The 17,503-nt window shown below is 31.2% G+C and carries 20 protein-coding genes; all 20 read left to right on the plus strand.

Annotated elements, in window-relative coordinates; all coding sequences use genetic code 11:
• Nucleotides 1-55: 55 nt before the first annotated feature.
• The gene (locus EZV73_RS24070) at nucleotides 56-1,147 is read left to right on the plus strand and encodes a hypothetical protein (protein ID WP_240843006.1); all 1,092 of its coding nucleotides are present in this window, start codon (nucleotides 56-58) and stop codon (nucleotides 1,145-1,147) included.
• Between the two features lie 105 nt (nucleotides 1,148-1,252).
• Complete coding sequence (locus tag EZV73_RS24075; RefSeq protein WP_240843007.1) at nucleotides 1,253-2,011, plus strand: LytTR family DNA-binding domain-containing protein; 759 nt, start codon at nucleotides 1,253-1,255, stop codon at nucleotides 2,009-2,011.
• Between the two features lies 1 nt (nucleotide 2,012).
• Nucleotides 2,013-2,600, plus strand: coding sequence for a sugar transferase (locus EZV73_RS24080; RefSeq protein ID WP_240843008.1), 588 nt, complete (start codon nucleotides 2,013-2,015; stop codon nucleotides 2,598-2,600).
• Nucleotides 2,597-3,439, plus strand: coding sequence for a polysaccharide deacetylase family protein (locus EZV73_RS24085; RefSeq protein WP_240843009.1), 843 nt, complete (start codon nucleotides 2,597-2,599; stop codon nucleotides 3,437-3,439). Before EZV73_RS24080 ends, EZV73_RS24085 begins: the two co-directional genes overlap by 4 nt.
• Complete coding sequence (locus EZV73_RS24090) at nucleotides 3,439-4,377, plus strand: NAD(P)-dependent oxidoreductase (RefSeq protein ID WP_240843010.1); 939 nt, start codon at nucleotides 3,439-3,441, stop codon at nucleotides 4,375-4,377. The genes EZV73_RS24085 and EZV73_RS24090 overlap by 1 nt, the downstream gene beginning before the upstream one ends.
• Nucleotide 4,378: 1 nt before the next feature.
• On the plus strand, nucleotides 4,379-5,074 hold the full coding sequence (locus EZV73_RS24095) for a PHP domain-containing protein (RefSeq protein ID WP_240843011.1): 696 nt from the start codon (nucleotides 4,379-4,381) through the stop codon (nucleotides 5,072-5,074).
• On the plus strand, nucleotides 5,049-6,209 hold the full coding sequence (locus EZV73_RS24100) for an ATP-grasp domain-containing protein (RefSeq protein ID WP_240843012.1): 1,161 nt from the start codon (nucleotides 5,049-5,051) through the stop codon (nucleotides 6,207-6,209). Before EZV73_RS24095 ends, EZV73_RS24100 begins: the two co-directional genes overlap by 26 nt.
• Nucleotides 6,210-6,216: 7 nt before the next feature.
• Complete coding sequence (gene pssD, locus EZV73_RS24105) at nucleotides 6,217-6,669, plus strand: PssD/Cps14F family polysaccharide biosynthesis glycosyltransferase (RefSeq protein ID WP_240843013.1); 453 nt, start codon at nucleotides 6,217-6,219, stop codon at nucleotides 6,667-6,669.
• Nucleotides 6,666-7,142, plus strand: coding sequence for a PssE/Cps14G family polysaccharide biosynthesis glycosyltransferase (gene pssE, locus EZV73_RS24110; protein WP_240843014.1), 477 nt, complete (start codon nucleotides 6,666-6,668; stop codon nucleotides 7,140-7,142). Before pssD ends, pssE begins: the two co-directional genes overlap by 4 nt.
• Before the next feature lie 7 nt (nucleotides 7,143-7,149).
• Nucleotides 7,150-8,433 (plus strand): O-antigen ligase family protein, encoded by a 1,284-nt coding sequence (locus tag EZV73_RS24115; protein ID WP_240843015.1) that lies wholly within the window; start codon nucleotides 7,150-7,152, stop codon nucleotides 8,431-8,433.
• An 11-nt stretch (nucleotides 8,434-8,444) separates the two neighbouring features.
• Nucleotides 8,445-9,560: a glycosyltransferase family 4 protein gene (locus tag EZV73_RS24120; RefSeq protein ID WP_240843016.1), complete on the plus strand. Its 1,116-nt coding sequence runs from the start codon at nucleotides 8,445-8,447 to the stop codon at nucleotides 9,558-9,560.
• Entirely contained in the window at nucleotides 9,550-10,272 is a 723-nt protein-coding gene (locus tag EZV73_RS24125) for a hypothetical protein (protein ID WP_240843017.1), read from the plus strand. The genes EZV73_RS24120 and EZV73_RS24125 overlap by 11 nt, the downstream gene beginning before the upstream one ends.
• On the plus strand, nucleotides 10,269-11,792 hold the full coding sequence (murJ, locus tag EZV73_RS24130; RefSeq protein WP_240843018.1) for a murein biosynthesis integral membrane protein MurJ: 1,524 nt from the start codon (nucleotides 10,269-10,271) through the stop codon (nucleotides 11,790-11,792). Before EZV73_RS24125 ends, murJ begins: the two co-directional genes overlap by 4 nt.
• The gene (locus EZV73_RS28960; protein WP_305037122.1) at nucleotides 11,789-12,307 is read left to right on the plus strand and encodes an acyltransferase; all 519 of its coding nucleotides are present in this window, start codon (nucleotides 11,789-11,791) and stop codon (nucleotides 12,305-12,307) included. The genes murJ and EZV73_RS28960 overlap by 4 nt, the downstream gene beginning before the upstream one ends.
• Nucleotides 12,307-12,861 carry an acyltransferase gene (locus EZV73_RS24140; RefSeq protein WP_240843019.1) on the plus strand — a complete coding sequence of 185 codons (555 nt, stop codon included), beginning with the start codon at nucleotides 12,307-12,309 and terminating at the stop codon, nucleotides 12,859-12,861. The genes EZV73_RS28960 and EZV73_RS24140 overlap by 1 nt, the downstream gene beginning before the upstream one ends.
• A gap of 32 nt (nucleotides 12,862-12,893) precedes the next feature.
• On the plus strand, nucleotides 12,894-14,060 hold the full coding sequence (locus EZV73_RS24145; RefSeq protein ID WP_240843020.1) for a nucleotide sugar dehydrogenase: 1,167 nt from the start codon (nucleotides 12,894-12,896) through the stop codon (nucleotides 14,058-14,060).
• 9 nt (nucleotides 14,061-14,069) lie between these two features.
• Entirely contained in the window at nucleotides 14,070-14,945 is an 876-nt protein-coding gene (gene galU / locus EZV73_RS24150; protein WP_240843021.1) for a UTP--glucose-1-phosphate uridylyltransferase GalU, read from the plus strand.
• Complete coding sequence (locus EZV73_RS24155; protein WP_240843022.1) at nucleotides 14,938-15,408, plus strand: VanZ family protein; 471 nt, start codon at nucleotides 14,938-14,940, stop codon at nucleotides 15,406-15,408. Before galU ends, EZV73_RS24155 begins: the two co-directional genes overlap by 8 nt.
• Before the next feature lie 14 nt (nucleotides 15,409-15,422).
• Nucleotides 15,423-16,043: a hypothetical protein gene (locus EZV73_RS24160; RefSeq protein ID WP_240843023.1), complete on the plus strand. Its 621-nt coding sequence runs from the start codon at nucleotides 15,423-15,425 to the stop codon at nucleotides 16,041-16,043.
• A gap of 233 nt (nucleotides 16,044-16,276) precedes the next feature.
• Nucleotides 16,277-17,449 carry a hypothetical protein gene (locus EZV73_RS24165; RefSeq protein WP_240843024.1) on the plus strand — a complete coding sequence of 391 codons (1,173 nt, stop codon included), beginning with the start codon at nucleotides 16,277-16,279 and terminating at the stop codon, nucleotides 17,447-17,449.
• The last annotated feature ends 54 nt before the right edge of the window (nucleotides 17,450-17,503 follow it).

Below are 17,503 nucleotides of genomic sequence, written 5' to 3' on the forward strand. Positions count from 1 at the left end.
ATGGGAGAGGAAATTTTTCTGTGTTACGATTACAATCGGTTGATAAGGAGCATTTATGGATATTCAAAAGTTTTCACACTATGTCGCGGTTTTTAATATTGCAATCATTGTCTTAACAGTCTTAGACAATAAGAAGCATATATTAGGTAAGTCCTATTATGGTTACCTATTAGAATCACATCGTTCCATATTTAGAATCAAGTTGTCACTACTGGTATCTATCATTGCCATTTTAAACATCATTATGGCATGGCTACCAATGACAAGTGCATCTAATCCTATTTATCATATCTTTATAGGTATCACTCTGGTCTTTTCTTTACTTTATGCCTACTCATACATTATAAGAGGCTTTAAGAATATAAAGATCAGAATCTACAAGCAGATGTTTTTAGGACTTTATGAAACCTCTAAAGCTGTGCCAACAAGAAAATCTGATTTAGCCACATGTATGCCAAATGGTCATAAATCAGATAAAGACATACCACTAGATACAATATTTTATTTCAATGAATACAACGAAGAGACAAAAGAGGCCTTTGATCAGATATTTGGTCCTAAGTCTTTCCTATATGATAAAAAGTCAAAACTATGGATTAAGATCAACGGCTATGAGCCTATAGACTATAGGACTCAGACCGGTCTTAATGCCATCAGCTATGAATGCTTTGATTTTATAGACAAGGTAGATAGTAAAGCCACATGGCTGTTACACCTACTGACCATATTTAACAAGGACTATTCAAAAGACCATGGTGACTATAAGATTAACAATCTTATAAGAATCATTGACTTTATAGTCAGTCATGAAGATGCTGAGCTTTACAGCTCAAGCATGTTAGAGGTTATTTCTAAATATGCTATAAGTGCCATACAGGTAAAACCAAAAGCATCCATGAGAGAATACAGAGATTTTAAAGAGTCTTATATGATCAAAAGACTCTATGAATACATCTTCAAATGCATAGATAAGAAGACCGATTTATTAGTAGAAGATATAGGCCTTAGTATCTATAGAAAGCTCTATAGGAATAAGACTTATATTGGTTATGCAAACTTAGATGTAAAAAAGATTATAAGTAAGTTAGAAGAAAAGACAGAATCAGCAAAAACATATTTAGAAATAATGACCTATGAGGTTAAATAAGAAATACTGTGGCTAAATTTACCGCCATATGTCTAAATATGTATCATGTATGACGTAAGTTTACAAATCATATATGATTTTCTTGTACGAATTTTGGAGGTATAGATGGACATATTAATAGTTTCTGAAAAACTAGATACTGAAAGAATTATAAAATGTGGCTTTAGTGATGTAGATTTTGAACTCAGCATTGATTCTCTTCATGAAGAGAACTACAAATCCTTTACAAAAAATCATGATTACGGCTTAGCCATCATAAACGACAAATATTTTACTAACTTTAGCTATAACTTAAGAGCCTTTGTTTTCAGTATGTTACTGAAGAACTCTATACCAACACTCGTACTGTTAGAAGACAAAAGCAGAGTAGACTTATTCTCTGGTACTAACCTAGTAGATTACTTCTACTATCCTATAGATTGGCAGCGTGTTCAGTTAAGACTGAACCTGCAAGCAAAGACGCCAAGACATGTTATAGACGAGAAAACAAACGCTGTACCAGATAAGTTTGTTGTAAAGATAAAAAATGAAGTTATCCTAAAAGATTATGATGAAATCATCTTCTTTGAAAAGGATGCAAAGAAACTTTTTGTACACTTAGAAGACGATGTACTAACAGTACAAGAGTCTATAAAAGTACTAATGACTAGAGTACCAGATAACTTTGTAAGAGTACATAACTCATATGTCGTCAATACAAAGTACATCTCAAAGATAACAGAAGTAGGCAACAGATCATACCATATTCAATTTGAAAACTATGACAAAGTTGCATTAATGAGCAGATACAGATCAGATGCACTGTTAAAAGACCACTACAGACTAACTAAAAACAGTGTGGTAGTAGAAGAAAAGAGTTCGTGATATGTACATTAAAATAAAAAGAGTAATGGATTTTATATTAGCGACAATAGGACTTATTGTTCTATCGCCGCTTTTCTTATTGATTATTTTAGCTATAAAAATAGATTCGCCGGGTCCAATTTTATTTAAGCAAAAAAGAGTAGGTATCAACAAAACGCATTTTCAAATTCTTAAGTTTAGAACAATGAGAATAGATACACCTAAAGATACACCAACGCATCTACTTGATAATCCTGACCAATGGATTACAAGAGTAGGAAAATTCTTAAGGAAAACTAGTCTAGACGAATTACCACAAATCATAAACATAATAAAAGGTGAAATGGCAATAATTGGCCCAAGACCAGCTCTTTGGAATCAATATGATTTAATTGCAGCAAGAGAGAAGTATAAGGCTAATGACATTCTACCAGGCTTAACAGGATGGGCTCAAATAAATGGACGAGATGAACTATCAATTGATGTGAAAGCGAAGTTAGATGGCGTTTATATAGAAAATTTAGGTTTCTTCTTAGATTGGAAATGTTTTTTTGGAACTATTATAAATGTATTGATGAGTGATGGATTAAGAGAAGGGAAGCAAGAATGAAAAGGGTATATTTAACAGTTGATATTGAGGAGTGGTATGACTTAGAGTACATTAAGCAATATGCCTCATGTGACAAGAGCTTTAAAATTATACCTGAAATAATATATTTTCTAGACATGTTAGATCGTTATAAAATTAAGGCTACTTTTTTTGTTTTGGGGGAACATGTCAGAGAAAATGCGGATATATTACGTGATATTTATAATCGCGGACATCAAATTGGAAGTCATGGTCATACTCACGAGCTATTATATAATATTTCTGATGCAGATTTTGTTGAGCAAATTAGACAGTCAAGGGAAGCCATAAATGAGGCAATAGGATCAAATATTGTTCATGGATACAGAGCACCTTGTTTTTCTGCTGATAGAGAAAAAATAGATTTGTTAAAAAAAAATGGTTACAAGTTCGATTCGAGTCTGATTTCGTTTGAAGAACATCCATTATACAATACTATGGATTTATCAGATTTTGAGAAAATTTCAGATTTGAAATACTTAAATGATAGTTTTTTAGAAGTAGAGATTCCTACAATAAAAATTTGGAAGTTCAATATTCCGATTTCAGGAGGTGGATATCTTAGACTGTTTCCTAAACCCATTATATTTTATTTATTAAATAAGTTTTTGAAAAAAAACAATGAGTTTCTTCTATACTTGCATCCATTTGAGTTGTCTAATATAAAAATACCGTTACCTAAGGATATTAGTAAAATAGACAAATTCAGATTAGAAGTTGGTAGAAAAAGAAATCTAAAGAAAGTTGAAGAAATTATTAAGTTTTTTTATGAGAGGGATTTTGACTTTCAATTGCTAACTTATGAACCGGAGGATAAATAATGGAAACTATTCTTGTAACTGGGGTAGATGGATATATTGGAAGTGAGTTAGTAAAAAAACTGCTTAATTTAAATTATTTTGTGATAGGTGTTTCTAGACAGTTAAGGTCTAGTTTTGATAACAAAAACTATGCACAAATGCAAGTTGATCTTTCTAATTGTATAGAACTTGAGAGTGCACTTAGTAAATTAAGTATTGATTGTATTATACATTTAGCAGGATTGCCGTATAAAAAGAACGGTAGAGTTTATTCTTGGTCGGAACATTATCGAATCAATTATCTCGCTAGTAAAACATTAGTTGATTATGCAAATAAGATTCAATGCAAATTCTGTTATTCAAGTAGTGTGGATGTTTATGGTGATATCGATTGTAGTGTAGCTGATACAGAAATAGAAGTGAAACCTATTTCCTCGTACGGCATATCAAAATATATGACCGAAAATTATATAAGGGATACACTAATAAATTCCAGATATATGATTGCTAGATTATCACCTGTCTATTCCAGTCAAAATACCCTAGATATCAATAAAAGAATATATCTCAAATATCCTCGAATCGGATATATTTCAAACAAAACTGCTCTATTGAGTGTTATTTCTAGAGACAATGTGGTAGATAAGATCATATTTTGGTTAAAAAATGAAGTGAAAAGTGGAATATATAATTTTGTTGACGATGAAACTGTAAAATCAAGAGATTATATTAAAAATGAAAAGTCAAATGGTAGAATGCAATTCGTTGTTTATATTCCGAATAACTTATTAAGAAGTTTCTATAAAATAGTTAAAATTGTAAGGAAAAGAACGCAGCATCCTTTGATGCTGAAATTGGAAGTTATGTCTAAGAAAATGTTGAATGATATTGTCATTGACAATAATTATTCAATTCAAAATAAGAGTAGTTTGTTTGATGTTATTTATGGAGATGAGTAGTATGAAATTCGATTTACATTCGCATAGTAGCTATTCTTATGATGGTTATACTACCTATAACGAATATTTAAATTATGATGGTAACATTGATGTATTAGCTATAACAGACCATAACAACTTTGATTTTCATTATAGATATCAAAAGAGTAATGATGGGAAAGCTTATAGAGTTGGTAAATTGATAATAATACCTGGAGAAGAAATAATGACATGTGATGCAGGTGAAATCGTGGGATTGTTTTTAAAAGAGAGTATAAGTTCAGGGTTAACTTTAAAAAACACTATTCTCCAAATTAAGAGTCAAGGTGGAATAGTATATATTCCACATCCTTTTGATTTATATAGAAGGAAAAGTAGACCAAATATTAAAGCGGTGAAAAAGTTTATCAATGAAGTTGACATTATTGAAATAGAAAATGGAAAGTATTTGACCAGGTTTGAAAGTTTGATTGCAAGAAGATTTGCGACATCAAATAAAAAGATGTGCGGAGCCGGAAGTGATGCACATAAAATCAGTGAAGTTGGACAAGTATTTCTTGAGATGAAATATAATGAAGAAGTTATTACTAAGGATGATTTAATTAAGCTGCTTGAACATAAGTACTCAGTACACACAAAAAAAAAAAGTATCATCTTGAGAGTTATTAAGAAATTAAAGAAAATGGTGAATAATGGCACGAATAGCAATTTTAAATAGTGAGTCAAGGAAAGCTCTGGCAATAGTAAGGAACTTGGGAAAAGATGACAATACAATTTTCTGCATTTCAGATAAAGTGATAAATATTTCAGCTTATAGTAAGTATTCAGTCAAAGGTATAAGAATAGATGACTATAATGAAAAAAAGCTAAATAAAGTCTTAAGTGAGAATGAAGTTGAATTTGTCATTCCTTGTGAAGAAGATACTGTTGAGTTGTTGTCAAAATCAATTGTTTTAAAGAAAAAGTTTACTTGCATTGTTCCGGAATATGATTCGTTCTCTTTTTGTGTTGATAAAAGTAAAACAATAGAACTTGCCAGAAAACTTAAAATTAGAATCCCCGAAAGTTATTATCCAGATAATGAAGAGAATATGGACATGTTTGTTAAGAAGTTATCTGATTCTGAATTTCCAATTTTACTTAAGCCAATTAGAAGTTCTGGATCAAGAGGAATAAAAATATGTAATAATTACAGTGATTACAATAATGTAAAATTGGAATTTTTAAGTAAATATGGGCTTCCGTTAATTCAAGAGTATATACCACATGGTGGAGATGCAATAGGAGTTTCATTCGGATATTATCATGGTAAAGCTCAATTCAGAGTTGCTCATAAAAGAATTCGTGAGTTTCCTGTTTCAGGTGGACCAAGTAGTTTGTGCGAGTCAATAAATAATAAGAAAGCTGAAAAATTGGCTCAGTCACTGTTAGATGAATTAGAGTGGAATGGCTTGGCAATGGTAGAGTTTATGACAGATCCTCGTAATGATGAACTAGTTCTTATGGAGATAAATCCCAGGGCGTGGGGGTCTATAAGGTTATTAGAAATATCAGGGATTAGCCTAACGGATTGTCTAATAAATCCATATATCAATAACAAGGCAACGAGTGAGATAAAAATTGCAAGGGGGAATGTTAAGCTAAGGTGGTATCTTCCTGCTGATGTTTTAAGTATTATGTTTGGTAATGGTACATTTATGGATAAAACAAAAAGAATAATTATGCCAATACGAGGAGAAATTGGATATATGATATATGAAAAGGGAGATTATTTGCCATTACTATTTTACCTATTCGACATTGTAGTTAAACTATTCAATTTTAAGAAAGTCAGACAACTGATTTGGAGGTGATAGTATTATGAAAAAAAATAAATTGTTACTTGTCTCGTCTTCGGGGGGGCATTTTGAGCAGTTAAGAATGATAAAACCTTTATTGACAGAATATGAAGGTGTTGTAGTAACAGAAAAAACAAAGATAAATAATGAAGCAGACTACTACTTGATTCAAAATGGCCACAAGGAAAGATTTTTCTTTACAAAAATGTTGTTAAACACTGTAAAAGCTTTTGGAATAATGCTAAAAGAGAAACCTAATGTAATTATCAGTACAGGAACAAGTATCATATTTCCATTCGTATTATGGGCAAAATTAAAAAAGTGCAAGATTATATATATAGAAACTTTTGCAAGAATTCATGACTGTACTCGAACAGGGAAAGTTATGTACAAGTATGCAGACTTGTTTATTGTACAGTGGGAATCTTTATTAGATTTTTACCCAAATGCAGTATATGGAGGTAGTATTTATTGATATTTATATGTTTAGGAACTCAAATTTTTCAGTTCAATAGATTACTTATTGAAGTAGACAAACTAATAGAAGAAGGTGTAATTAATGAAAAAGTTTTTGCCCAAGTAGGAAAATCTGATTATACTCCCATAAATTATGATTATGTAGATTATTTAGATCCTGATGAGTATAGTTTGAGGGTGGAAGAATCAGATTTAGTTATTACTCATGGTGGAACTGGGGCTATAGTTACTGCTCTGAAGGCAAATAAAAAAGTCATAGCTCTTCCAAGATTGTCAAAATATGAAGAACACTCAGATGATCATCAAACACAAATAGTTGAATACTTCTCGAATAAAAATTTTATTCTTTCAGTAAACGAGGTATCTGAATTAGTGCATGCTATTAAGAAGATGAGTTGCGATTTTGAATGTAAGCAATTTGCAGGTACAGGTCGCATTCTAAGAATTATCAAGGATTATATAGGAGACTAGAAATCAATTGAAAAAACAAACAAACAATTCATGTGATTTAGTACTTTTAAGACTCATTGCACTGTCGTTAGTAGGAATTTGTATTCATCCAAGTTATATAACATTAGGGGCATATTTACTTTTAAGTTTTATTGTTATAGTGATGAATCCTACATTAGGTTACTGCATATGGATTATGTCATATTCCTTTTATTATACATTAGGAGATGTACTGAATTTTCAACCCCATTATATTTTTTTTGGATTAATGTTTTTTTCAATGCTAATGCAACTGTTTAGAGATAAATTGAATAAATTATCTAGTGGTTTGATTATGTTCTTTTTAAGCTTTATTGTAATTGCAGCAATTTCAACATTAACTTCCCGTGATATTAGTTACAGTATAGCCCCACTTATGTTAGTAATACAGATTGCAGTACTCTTTATATTAGTTGAGAGTACCTTAAAAAGTGACAAGAAAATATTTAGACTATTTAATTACAGTATGCTATTAGCAGTAATCGCAACATTTGTAGTATTGCTAATTAATGGAGATATTCTAGGTGCAGGTCGAATCGGAATTGGTGGAAATGTAAAAAAAGTTGCAAATATAGTGACCCCCACGATTCTTATACTTACTCTTCAAATGTATGACAAGAAAAGTATGTATTATCCAGAAAAATATTCATTACCTAAACTCGGTGTCTTTCTGATATCCAGCATACTATTGCTTATATTTACTGTTTCTCGAGGACCTATCTTAGCGATTGCTATATCGATAATTTTTGTATTGCTTATACATAGAAATAGAATTTTTAATAAAAAGGATTACATAAAATTCGTCATTGTAATTGCATTATTTATTTTAGTAATAGCATTATTATTACCATTTATCAACAGTAGTATAACTAATAATGAATTGGAGAGGCTATATAAAGATAAATGGTCTGAAAATCCAAGATGGGATATTTGGCTGGGGGCATTAAGCGAACTTGAAGGAAGTGAGTTCTTATGGGGGGCAGGCTTGGGACTGTATCAAACTCTTGAATTGATATCTGGACACAATTATTATGCTCACTCAGTTTATTTTGATACTCTCGTTACAGCTGGTAGTATTGAATTATTGTTATTAATTAGTTTTTTAGGTTATCATTTTCGTTTAATCATAAAGAACAAAAACTTATATGGAACAGGTATCTTGACATTAATAATTGTGACTTATTCTACACACGGTAGTATGACTGGGTCACAGGAGTTTTGGGTTATGTGTGCCTGTGTAGTTGCTTCAAATCAAATAGACTGGAAAGAATAAGGAAAGAAATAATGAAAATATTATTATTATCGAATATGTATCCCAGTGAAAAACATCCCTATTATGGAACGTTTGTAAAGACAAGTGAGGATATCTTGCTAGATGAGAAACATGATGTAAAAAAAATTGTAATGACAAAAACTAATAATAGTGTGATAAGAAGAATTAAATATTTATTGTATTATGCACATATTATATTATATTTGCTTGTTGTTACAGATAGAATTGTTTACATTCATTATGCATCACATAGTGCAATTCCATTGAACATGATAAGCAAGATGAGGCGAAAGCAAAAAATTATCGTAAATCTTCATGGAAGTGATGTTATGCCTGAAAATAAAGGGCAGAAAAAGTTGCAAAAACACGTAAGAAAATTGCTTAATAATGCATTTCAAGTCGTTGTTCCTTCTATGTATTATAGGGAACTAGTCATATATAGATATAATCTTGATTCCGAAATAGTTAACGTGTTTCCTTCGGGAGGGATTAATCCTTCAGTTTTTAATTGTGATATTGATAGAAATATATGTTGTGATGTTTTACAGCTGGATAAGGAAAAAATATATATAGGTTATGTTGGAAGAATTGATTATCAAAAAGGATGGGACATATTTTTAGAGGCAATAAGTTTGCTAGATAAAGAAAAATATGGTGATTTAATAAGATTTGTTGTAGTTGGATCGGGTAAAGAAAATGATTTTTTTAATGAAAAAGTAAAAAAGTACAATTTAGAAAAGGTCATTACTAAGTATGACATGTTACCTCAACAGCAATTACGCGATGTGTATACTGCTATTGATGTATTATGCTTTCCTACAATGAGAGAAAGTGAAAGTCTTGGTCTTGTTGGATTAGAAGCGATGGCTTGTGGGACACCTGTAATTGGAACTAACAACTATGGACTAAAAGATTATTTAGTGGACAATGTGAATGGTTTTTCATTTGAGTTGGGAAATGCAAAGTCACTAGCTGATTGTATTGATAAGTTTCTCTCATTAGATTCGGACGACTTGTATTTCATGCGTGAAAATTCTATAAAAACTGCTGAAAGATATGAAATCAAGAATATTTCAAATTCTTTAACGATTTTATTTGAGGAAGTGGGTAAAGGAAGTGATATTTAATTTAACTGGAATTCCTGGATCAGGGAAAAGTTGTTTGGTTAATTCTACGATAGAGATGCTAAAAAGTGATAGTTCTATAGTTTATGAAGTGATTACAAGAGAAGATATAAGAATGTTGAGGAAAAAGCAAAAATTGAATAGAAAGATTCTTGAAATGCCAAAATATATAATCCAATTATTTCATCCTCATTTTATTCGATTAATTTTTTTACTATTAAGTAAAGAATATTCATTTATAGGCAACTTGAAAAGAATTTACTATTTTTATGATTGTATTATTAACGACTTATATCTTACACAGATGGGAGGGATTCAAGATAAGTCTATTGTTGTGTTAATGGATGAAAGTATACTACATTTGGCCACTTTATTTACAAGAGACAGGATGATAGATTATGTTAATGAACTAATGAGAAATAAGTCTTATTCTATTAATTCAAATTCTGTAGTAAATGTCTTTTTAGAATGTTCAACTTCAGTAGCTTTTGAAAGGATTAATAATAGACAATCAGGCTGGCCAAGTTTAACAGAAAACTGGGATGAAAAGAACAAGATGAAATATCTCGATGACTTTAAAGATTCTATTGACTTCATGGGAGATATTCTTGCAAGTAAAAACTGCAATAGAATACTTCGTGTAAATACCGAAATGAAAGACGGAGCTGCAGAGAAAATGCACTCAGAGATTGTGAAAGGTGATGTAGAAAAATGAGAAAAACCACATTTTGGGTAATGGTTTTAATAACTGTCAGTAAAATGACTGGTTTGATTAGGGAGATAACATTATCGTATTTTTACGGAGCTTCATATATCTCGGATTCGTTTCTAATTGCACTAACTATTCCTTTAGTCATATTTTCATTTATAGGTGAAGGGGTTTCCACTGCATACATTCCAACATTCTCTAATATTGAGACGAAATCAGGTAAAAGTCAGGCTTTAAAGTTTACAAATGATTTAGTTGGTCTTTTAATTCTATTTTCTTTGATAGTTATTCTAGTTAGTATTTTTTTTACAGATATTCTTGTTAGGGCATTTGCAATAGGATTTGAAGGAGAAACTCTTGATTTAGCTGTAAGACTAACAAAGATAACCTTAATCGGGATGATCTTTTTTGGACCAATATCTGTTTATAGAAGTTATCTAAGATATATTGGTAATTATACAATTCCATCATTATTAGGATTACCAATGAACTTTTTCATCATTATAGGAATTATAGTTAGTTCAAAAGGTAATTTAAGTTTACTTGGATTTAGTGTCGTTTTAGCATCCATAGCACAATTAGTTTTGCTAACGATATATGCGAAAAAGCACGAGTTTGCATTTAAGTTCAAGTATTTCCAATCTAAGACAGAGCTAAAAGAAATGCTTGTTTTGATGGTTCCAGTTATTATAAGTGTAGCTGTTAACGACATAAATGTACTAGTTGATAAATCTATCGCCTCATCGTTGGTAGTTGGAGGGATTAGCTCATTAAATTATGCTAGCAAATTAAATCAGTTCATTCAGAGTGTTTTTGTCTTGTCAATTGTTACAGTAATATATCCAAATATTTCGAAAGCAGCGAGTAATGAAAGTCTAGATAAACTGAGAATGATTGTTAAAGATGCACTGAGTTTAATATTTTTTTTGTTAGTACCTTTAACAATTGGTGGTATGCTAATGAGCGATCTAATTGTAGAAGTTGTTTTCTTCAGAGGAAATTTCAATGAATTTGCATTAGACATGACATCTTGGGCATTATTTTTTTATACTTTAGGTACATTGAGCTATGCTTTGAGACAGATCTTCACAAGAGTGTTTGTAGCAATGCATGATTCTAAAACACCAATGATAAATGGTATTATTTCTGTCATATTAAATATTGTTCTTAATTTCGTTTTATCGCATTTTCTAGGATTAAGTGGCCTTGCTTTAGCAACAAGTATATCAGCATTTGTTTGTGCGGTTTTGCTGTTTATACAGTTAAACGATAAAGTTAGTAATATAGTTACAAAAAAGTTTAAAAATATGATATGTAAAGTAATTATTTGCTCTAGTGTTATGGGAATTGTAACAGCTGTAATAAAACGTATACTAATGAGCAGTTTTAGCTCAGAAATCACTTTAATCATTTCGGTTATAGTAGGATGCATCGTTTATTTTAGTCTTTCATACATGTTGAAGGTAGAAGAACTTATGAAGTTGAGAAATTATGTTACAAAAAGGATTAAAGTTAGAAAATTATGAAAGTGAAAGTTATTATTATTAGAACTATATATAAAGTAGTCAAAATTTTTGAGAATATTTTCTTGTTTTTGAAACAAAAGAATAATATTTACTCTGTGAATCAAAAAAATGTGAATGCGCCTTCGTATATAAGCCATGAGTGTAAGTTACGTTATCCTGGCAATATATACATTGGTCAAAATTCATATATTAATGGTGGATTTATTCAAGCTTCTCCGAGTTCAAAAATTGTAATAGGTGATAATTGTTTAATATCTTATAATGTACATTTACGTACGGAGAGCCATCAATACATAAATAAATTTATTCTGATTAATGAACAGGGACATACTGAGGGAGATATAATAATTGGGGATGATGTTTGGATTGGATATGGCGCACAAATTATGAATGGAGTAAATATTGGAAGAGGAGCTGTTATTGCTGCTGGAAGTGTTGTTACAAAAAATGTTGAAGAATACTCTGTAGTAGGAGGAGTACCTGCGAAAAAGATAAAAGAAAGGGTGAAAGTGTAATGAACTATGTATTAAAGAACCAGATTCTCAGACTTAGATGTGCATTGATTCCCTCTGCAAGAGGACGTACTAAATGGATACGTAAGAATAATTTTTTTTCCTATATAGGCGATAATGTACATTTTCAACCAAGAATTTTACCTGCAGACCCAAAGTTTGTCAAAATACATAATAACGTTGCAATTGCTTCGAATGTGTCATTCACAACTCATGATATTATACATAAGGTTTTTAGTAATCTAGGAAACAAGAATTTCCAATCACATGTTGGTTGTATCGAAATTATGGATAACGTATTCATCGGTACTAATGTAACTATCATGCCAAATGTTCGTATTGGCCCAAATGTAATTGTTGCAGCTGGAAGTGTAATTACTAAGGATGTAGGTGAAGGTGTGATTGTAGGAGGTGTGCCAGCTAAAGTGATTGGTACATTTGATGATTTGTATAAAACAAGACTGAAATTTGAGGGATCAGAGTGTAAAAAAAGAGAAGACATTGTAGATGTAGTCTGGAATGATTTTTACAATAAAAGAGATAATTCTAATATTTAGGGCTTTTGAGTGAAAAGTTAAAGAGGTGTGATATGAAAATAACAATTGCGGGTACTGGTTATGTCGGACTATCGAATGCTGTACTATTAGCACAAAATAATGAAGTTGTAGCGCTTGATGTTATCAAAGAAAAAGTAGAGATGATTAATAATAGGAAATCTCCAATAGTAGATGTTGATATAGAAAAATATTTAGCTGAAAAAAAGTTGAACCTAACTGCAACAACAGATACTTTTGAAGCATATCAGGGTGCAGATTATGTTATTATTTCTACACCGACCAATTATGATCCTGAAAAGAATTATTTTAATACGCGAACTGTAGAAGCCGTAATTGCAAATGTGTTAGCAATTAATCCAGATGCTACTATGATTGTAAAATCTACAGTTCCTGTAGGTTATACAGATAAAGTGAAAGAAATGTTTGAAACCGATAATATCATCTTTTCCCCTGAGTTTTTACGTGAAGGGAAAGCGCTATATGATAACCTTTATCCTTCGAGAATTATTGTAGGTGAGGATAGCGAAAGAGCTAGAATATTTGCTGATATGCTTGTACAAGGCGCTGAAAAGGAAAACATTGAGGTATTGTTTACAAACTCGACAGAAGCAGAAGCGGTAAAGCTATTTTCTAACACATATTTAGCAATGAGAGTAGCCTACTTTAATGAGTTAGATACTTATGCTGAAGTAAGAGGATTAGATACTAAGCAGATAATTGAAGGTGTGGGTTTAGACCCAAGAATAGGTAGTCATTATAATAACCCATCATTTGGATATGGTGGTTACTGCCTACCTAAAGATACAAAACAACTTAGAGCCAATTATGCAGATGTACCTAACAATATTATTGGAGCTATTGTGGATGCAAATAGAACGAGAAAAGATCATATTGCTGATCAGATCATTGCTAGACGACCAAAGATAGTAGGTATTCATAGATTAACTATGAAAACAGATTCAGATAATTTTAGAGCTTCCTCTATTCAGGGTGTCATGAAAAGAATAAAAGGCAAAGGTATTGAAGTTGTAGTATATGAACCTACTATTAAAGAGGAAAACTTCTTTAATTCAAGAGTTATTCATGATATAGAGGAATTTAAATCAATATCTGATGTAATCGTAGCTAATAGATTAAGTGATGATATTAAAGATGTAGAAGAAAAGATTTATTCTAGAGATTTATATTGTAGAGACTAGGAGTAATCTATGAGAGTACGTAAAGCAGTTATACCTGCAGCAGGTTTAGGAACTAGGTTTTTACCTGCTACTAAGGCACAACCTAAAGAGATGTTACCTATAGTAGATAAGCCTACTTTACAATACATTATAGAAGAAGCTGTTGCTTCTGGTATTGAAGAGATTTTGATTATTACAGGTCGTAATAAGTCTTCTATAGAGAATCACTTTGATAAGTCTGTTGAATTAGAATTAGATTTAGAGAATAAAGGTAAATCTGAGCTACTGTCTATTGTACGTGATGTTTCTAATATGGTTAACATTCATTATATTAGACAAAAAGAGCCTTTAGGACTTGGGCATGCTATTTCATGTGCCAAGTGTTTTGTAGGTTATGAACCATTTGCAGTAATGCTAGGTGATGATGTAGTATATAATGATTCAGTACCTTGCTTAAAGCAGATGATGGATGTTTATAACTTAACAGGTGGATCTATACTTGGGGTACAAGAAGTTGATTCATCTGATGTTTCTAAATATGGTATTGTTTCAGGTTCTTTAATATCCGATGACTTATATAAGGTAACTACTATGGTAGAAAAACCATCTGCATCAGAAGCACCTTCTAATGTAGCAGTTTTAGGTCGATATATATTATCTCCTAAGGTGTTTTCTGTATTAGAAAACACATCTCCTGGTAAAGGAGGAGAGATCCAACTAACAGATGCTCTTAAAAAAATGGCTGATAGAGAAGATGTCTTTGCCTATAACTTTAAAGGTAGAAGATACGATGTTGGTGATAAACAAGGATTTATTGAAGCTACTATCGAATATGCTCTAAGAAGAGATGAGCTAAAAGATGGTGTATTAGATTACTTAAAGGATATTGTAAATAGATATGAGTAAACGATTTAATTTAGCCATGACTGTGTCATGGCTATTAGTCATAGGATGGATGATTTTAATATTTTTACTTTCAGCTCAAGTAGCTGATCAGTCTAATGAGCTTAGTACTGGTATTACTGAGAAGCTTTTTGTTTTAGTAGGCAAAGTCTTTAAAGATCTATCCTTAAAGACCTTTAACCATTATATTAGAAAGACTGCTCACTTTACCATTTATCTGGTGCTGGGTCTTCTTTTAATGCATGCATTTAAAGTGAGTCATGCTACAAGACGTGGTGGTGTATTTCTTACATTTGTTAGTGGTATGGTTTATGCTGTTTCTGATGAGTTTCACCAATCTTTCGTACCTGGTAGAGGGCCTAGTTTTTTTGATGTCATAATTGATACATCTGGCGTTATAGTAGGGATATTAGTTTTTCTATTGTTATGTTGGAAAAATATAAGATCATATACTAATGATTTTTAGTTTGGAGGTAGGATATGAAAAATAATTGGTTTTCAATAATTTTAGGACTTTTAGTCATTAGTGGTGGTCTTGTTATATTTACTTGGTTAGATAGCCCTGAAAGTAGATCTTTAGAAGCTCATATTAAGCAATCAAGTAGCAGTTATGCTAATAGAGTAAGAATGTATGGAGGTATTAATGGTATAGGTGCATTGGATCTTACTATGGTTGCAAAAGAGCTAGGTGGTGAGTATGAGGATATACTTTTATTTGTGTTTGATAAGGAAACAAAAGAAGAAACACTTAATCACATTTCAGGCGATAAAATACAAAAAATAAATGCCATGAAATCTGTCATTAAAGACAGTGGTAATTTGTTATCATACGAAGTTGATTTTGATAATAAAAAGAAAATTGAATTGAAAGTTGGACAAGAATTAGCAATCAAAATTAATAAATCTCATAAGTTAATTGATGAAACAACCTTGTTATTTTCTTCATCAAGTGACAAAGATGTTTTTAAGATGAATGAAGATGATTTTCTAACTGGTTATATTGTCATAAAAGGCGTGGCTAAAGGAAAGGCAAAGCTGAATACTCTTATTATCAATGTGGGTGGTTCAAAGGTAGAGGAAGTTGAAATTCTTGTGAAATGATGGATTCAAATGGTTTTACTCTTTTCACTAATGATGATGAACCTAAAAAGGTTGTTATGTGGTTTGATTTTATTGGGTTGTGATAGAAGGAGTTTTCTGCATACAAAGTTGCGAGTAGTGTTTAAGAAATATGAATTCATTTATCAGCATAAAATCTATATATGCTTTACTTTTGAATGTTTGATAGGTATGAATGTTGTTAAGAAGATATGTAAGTACTTAGGGGAATGATGATGAGAAAAATTATAATTGGAATTATAGTTACGCTGACAACACTGTGTTTATCATGTGGCATGGATGGGGATGATCAAATAGGCGTAGAAAAAGATGCTGGAATAGTGGGAAATGACAATTTAGTAGTGGCGCAAGATCTTTTGAGTACAGATGTAAACACATTTAATGATACGATAAGTGAAGATGAAATGGTTTCAGACCTTCAGCATGAAAATCCATTAGAAGAGAAGTTACAAGAAAGAATCAATCTTATTTTAGAATCCTTGCAACTTATTGAAGATGGTGTTACTGAAGAAGTCTATGAGTATGATGGGAAAACATACTATAAGTATGGTGGTGAGTATGACACATATGATAAGTTTATGGACTACTTTGGTAGAGCCATATATGAGCCGCGTTTAGAGCTTTGGTACAGAATTGCTATTAATTCAGGATATATAATTGAAGTTGATGAAAAATTATATAAGCTGCCATGTCCAGAGTATGTATTTAAAGATACTGAATTTACCATTGAGTCAATTCATCCATACTCTGATACTATTGGTGTTTATACAAATTCAGATCTTATGTTCTATAGTAAGTTAGAGTTATTTTCCTATAAAGGTCAGTGGTATACCAACACTAGAACAATGCCAAAAATCTCTACATCTGATATATATCATCAAACTGAACACATAGAGTACGCCTACGAGTTTGATACTTCCATGGTCATAGAAAGATTTAAGAAGGATTTTGAAATCTTAAATGGTTTAAGAAATAATCAATATCTAGGAAAAAGAGTTGAAATTGATGATATGAAGTATATCCGAATGAAGGTTAGTCCAGATCATGACAACATGACTTTTGAAGAGTTTTGCATCCTGTTAGATGAGCGCGCGACTAAGACAGATAAACTTCAATTTTTTTCTTACATGTTAGATGAAAACTGGATAATTTATGAGGATGAGTTGTATGGTGAACCAAGATATGAATCACCTGAAAATAATCCCTTGATAGAAAATATAATAGGCATAGAGTTTCCTTCACCCGAGCAAAATTACATACATATATCATTGATATTTGAGGATTTCGAAGTTGATGGCATTCAGGTTTTTGATGATGTGAGCTATTATGTTATAAAGCTTGATGAGGAAGAATACAAATCACTTTGGTATTATTATTATACTCAATAAGATTGATGATGTAATGGTATGATTAATACCTCTAGTGTTAGAGAAAGTATTTTA

This window comes from Acidaminobacter sp. JC074, assembly GCF_022496765.1.
Lineage (GTDB): Bacteria > Bacillota > Clostridia > Peptostreptococcales > Acidaminobacteraceae > JABXKX01.